This is a genomic window from Variovorax sp. YR752 (assembly GCF_943372545.1).
In genome coordinates, this window is record NZ_CALRZC010000386.1 from 1 (window position 1) to 4274 (window position 4274).

The following is a 4274-nucleotide window of genomic DNA, read 5'->3' on the forward strand; positions in this document are numbered from 1 at the left end:
TCATCCATCGTCGCCGCGGTCTGCTGCAGCGCGCTGGCCTGGTGCTCGGTGCGGCTGGACAGGTCCTGGTTGCCCTGGGCGATCTGCGCGCTCGAGATGGCCACGTTCTCCGAGCCCTGGCGCACCGAGGACACGGCCTGCGCGAGGCCGCGCTGCATGGTCGCCAGCCGCGCCATCAGGCTGTCGGTGTCGCCCGGCTTGACCTGGATCGTCGTGCTGAGGTCACCCTCGGCCACGGCACGCGCGACCTCGGCGGCCACCCGCGGCTCGCCGCCGAGCTGGGCGATCAGCCGCCGCGTGATCATCCACGACAGCACGATGCCGATCAGCAGCGTGCTCCCCAGCAGCGCGGCGACCAGCGCGCGCACATTCTCGTAGACGCTGTCGACATGCTCGGCCGCCTGCTGCGCGCCCTCGAAGTTGAACTTGTTCAGCGCATCCAGCGCCGAGACCGTCTCGTCGAAGGACATGCTGCCCAGGCCGTCGCTGATGTCGGCCGCATCCTGCTGCTTCTTGTCGCGGCCCAGCGCCACGACCTTCTTCTGCGCGTCCTCGTACGCCTTCCAGCCCTTGGTCAGCTTGGCGAAGCTCTCGCGCTCGACGTCGCTGCTCAGCAGCGGATCGTAGGCCGCCAGCGCCGCCGCGGCTGCCTTGGCCGTGGCGCCCAGCTTCTCCTCGTACTCGGCGTGGTAGCTGCGGTCGGTCGCGCGGCTGTGCTTGATCTCGAAGTCGCGCGACTCGACCAGCGCCGTACGCATCGCGGCGAGGTGGCCCACGCCCTGCAGCCACTTGTCGTTCAGCGCCACGGCCTGTGTGTCGACACGGTGCAGGCCGACGATCGCAGTGGTGCCCATCGCGGCGGCCAGCGCGAGCACGGCGAAGAAGGCCACGAAGAGCTGCTGGCCCACGCGCATGCGCGCAATGGCCGAACCCAGGCGGGAATGGATCTTCATGTTCTTGTCCCAGGAAGAGGTGTCAGGCGGAGCCAGTGCCGTCCGCGACGAATCACTTCTTGTGGCCGATGTAGCTCGCGCCGATGATCTTGCCGCCGCCGTCCTTGATCGGGTTGTAGCAGGCGTCGAAAGCCGTGCCGAGCACGTCGATCGGGCCGCAGTACTGCTGGCCCTTGGACACCGCCTCGTAGGCCGCGTTGCGCGCCAGTTGCGTGCCGACGCCGCGCTTGCCTTCGGGCGTGAGCACGTTGGTGCTGACGCGAACGAACTCGTCGCCCTGCTTGACGAACACCGTCGCGGTGGCGCTGTGTGCCTTGCGCACCGCGTCGACCACGTCGTAGTTGTTGTTGATCTTGCGCTCGCCGAAGTACAGCGCCGGCACGTCCTTGTCGGCCACCTTGTCGGTGCCGTCGAGCTTGGGCGCGCCGATCTTGGCCAGGCGCGCGTCGAGGTCAGCGATGGTCGCCTTCGGGTCGTAGGCGTGGGCGCCGGTGACGGCACCGATGGCGAGGACGGCGGCGGTGACGACGTGATGGAACTGCATGATGGATTCCTTGCGAAGGCGTTGATGACGACCAGAACGCGGCTTATCCGCGCCTGCCTCAGACGGCTATCGGCATTCTCCGAAGCGGCTTGAGGAATGTCAGGGCGAACAGCGGCGCAATGTGGTGCCTGTTCCGGGCCGGCCGGAGCCCGCCGATAGAATCCGGGCCCTCATGAGCCGCCTCGCCGACCGACTTGCCGTCCTGCCGCAGTACCTGCTGCCCAAGCAGGCGCTGACCGCCTTCGCCGGCGCCGTGGCCTCGCACCCTGCCGGCGAACTGACCACGGCGGCGATCCGCCGCTTCGTGGCGCGCTACGGGGTGAACATGGACGAGGCGGCCGACCCGGACATCGCGCACTACCCGACCTTCAATGACTTTTTCACGCGCGCGCTCAAACCTGGGGCGCGGCCGCTCGCCGATGCACCCTGGCTGTGCCCGGTCGACGGCGCCATCAGCCAGTTCGGCGCGATAGACCGTGACCGGATCTTCCAGGCCAAGGGCCACGACTACACGACCACCACGCTGGTTGGCGGCGATGCCGCGCTGGCCGCGCGCTTCGAGGGCGGCAGCTTCGCCACGCTGTACCTGAGCCCGCGCGACTACCACCGCATCCACATGCCCTGCGAGGGCCGCCTCGAACGCATGATCCACGTGCCCGGTGCGCTGTTCTCGGTCAACCCGACCACGGCGCGCGGCGTACCCGGCCTGTTCGCGCGCAACGAGCGCGTGGTCTGCGTGTTCGCATCGAAGCACGGGCCCTTCGTGCTGACGCTGGTCGGCGCGACCATCGTCGGCAGCATGGCCACCGTGTGGCACGGTGTCGTCAACCCGCCGCGCCCCGGCACGCTGCGCGAATGGAGTTACCCCGAGCGTGGCCAGGGCGAGGTGACGCTCGCGCGTGGCGCCGAGATGGGCCGCTTCCTGCTCGGCTCGACGGTGGTGCTGCTGTTCCCGAAGGACACGCTGCGCTTCAACCCCGAGTGGTCGCCCGGCCGGGCGCTCCGCCTGGGCGAGGCCAAGGGGCTGGCCGCGGCCTGAGCGCACAGCCTCGGCGCGGCTCAAGAAGGGCCGTCGGCTGCCGATAAGGACGAACCTCTCCTCGTCGCGGCCTGCCGCGACGTCCTTCCGCATGCCGCCGCCCTCCCGACTCGATCTCCCCGACCTGAGGTCCGGCATCGCCGGCCTCTACGGCGGTCTCGATCGCGAGTCGGTCCAGATGCGCGGCGCCCAGCTGACCGCCGTCCTGCGGCTCACGCCGTACGCGATGGCCGCCAACGTCGGCAGCAGCCTGATGGCGCTGTGGGCCTTCCGCGAGGCATTGCCGCGTGGCCTGCTGCTGTGGTTCGCCGCCTTGCTGGCACTGGCCGTCGCGGCCACCACCAATTGGTATCGCAATCGCCACCGCGTCCTGGACGGCGCCTCGCCGCGAGCCATGCATCGCGCCACGCGTCACGCCGCCCTGCTGGCCGCCACGTGGGCGGTGATGCCGCTGATCTGGTTCCCGGACGCCGCGCCGACGCAGCAGACGCTGATCGCCGCGCTGCTGACCGGCATGCTCGGCGCCGGCACTTTCATGCTCAGCCCGCTGCCGTATGCGGCGATCGCCTATGCGGCGATCTACACCGTCGCCGGCCTGGGAGCGCTCGCGCGCACCGGCGAACTGGCCTTTGGCCCGGTGGCGGTGCTGCTGTGCCTGTACTCGCCGATGGTGGTGATCGGTTCGCTGTCGGGCTGGCGCAAGTCCACCGCGCTGCTGCGCTCGCAGAACGCGGCGCTGCGCCAGGAACGCATGATCGCGGTGCTGCTGCAGGACTTCGAGCAGCACGCCGACGAGGCGCTGTGGGAGACCGGCGCCGGCGGCCACCTCAACCACCTCTCGCCGCGCCTGGCTGCGCTGCTCGGCGTGACCGAGGAAGACGTCCGCTCGCGCAGCCTGGCCGTGCTGCTCGAGCGCCGCGCCGTTGCCGGACTCGAGGAACTGCAGCGGGCGCTCGACGCCGGCCACCCGTTCCGCGAACAGCGCCTGGCGGTGCGCCACGGCGAAGGCGTGCGTCACCTCGCCTTCAACGGCAAGCGGCTGCTCGACGAGGAGGGCCGCACGCTCGGCTGGCGCGGCGTGATCGCCGACATCAGCGACAAGGTGGCCAGCGAGCAGCAGCTGCGCCAGCTCGCCCACACCGACTCGCTGACCGGCCTTGCCAATCGCTTCATGCTGCGCGACGCGCTGGCCAGCGCGCTGCGTCAGTCCCAGCCGGGCGCCTTGCTGATGGTCGACCTCGACCACTTCAAGATCGTCAACGACAGCCTTGGCCACAGCGCCGGCGACGAGCTGCTCAAGTGCGTGTCGCAGCGGCTACGCGACAGCCTGCGTGCCGGCGACATGGTGGCGCGCCTGGGCGGCGACGAGTTCGCCGTGCTGATGACGCACTCCGGTGACGCCGCCGAGGCTTCGATCCTCGCGCAGCGCCTGATCGACGCACTGCAGGACCCGATCGACGTGCAGGGCCGGCACCTGCGTGTCGGCGCCAGCGTCGGCGTGGCCTTGTATGGCCCGGGCGAGGTCGGCGTCGACGACCTGCTGGTGCAGGCCGACACCGCGCTGTACGCCGCCAAGGAGGACGGCCGGGGCCGCCACGCGATGTACTCGCCGCAGATGGGCGAACACAGCCGCCGCCGCGTCGCCGTCGAGGAAGGCTTGCGCCACGCGCTGCTGCACGAGCAGCTGGCCCTGCACTGGCAGCCCAAGGTCGACAGTGCGCACTGGACGATCGTCGGC

The 4274-nt window shown here is 70.3% G+C and carries 4 protein-coding genes; 2 read left to right on the forward strand and 2 right to left on the reverse strand.

Annotated features, from left to right (window positions below):
• The coding region (locus AAG801_RS40710) for an MCP four helix bundle domain-containing protein (protein ID WP_341893562.1) at positions 1 to 953 on the reverse strand (953 nt) is incomplete at its 3' end.
• 52 nt (positions 954 to 1005) lie between these two features.
• The gene (locus tag AAG801_RS40715; RefSeq protein WP_341893563.1) at positions 1006 to 1497 is read right to left on the reverse strand and encodes a Cache 3/Cache 2 fusion domain-containing protein; all 492 of its coding nucleotides are present in this window, start codon (positions 1495 to 1497) and stop codon (positions 1006 to 1008) included.
• Between the two features lie 172 nt (positions 1498 to 1669).
• On the opposite strand from AAG801_RS40715, the gene asd reads away from it, so the two are divergent.
• Both asd and AAG801_RS40725 read left to right on the forward strand, forming a co-directional pair.
• Positions 1670 to 2536 (forward strand): archaetidylserine decarboxylase, encoded by an 867-nt coding sequence (gene asd / locus AAG801_RS40720; protein WP_341893564.1) that lies wholly within the window; start codon positions 1670 to 1672, stop codon positions 2534 to 2536.
• Positions 2537 to 2627: 91 nt separating this feature from the next.
• The coding region (locus AAG801_RS40725; RefSeq protein ID WP_341893565.1) for a sensor domain-containing diguanylate cyclase at positions 2628 to 4274 on the forward strand (1647 nt) is incomplete at its 3' end.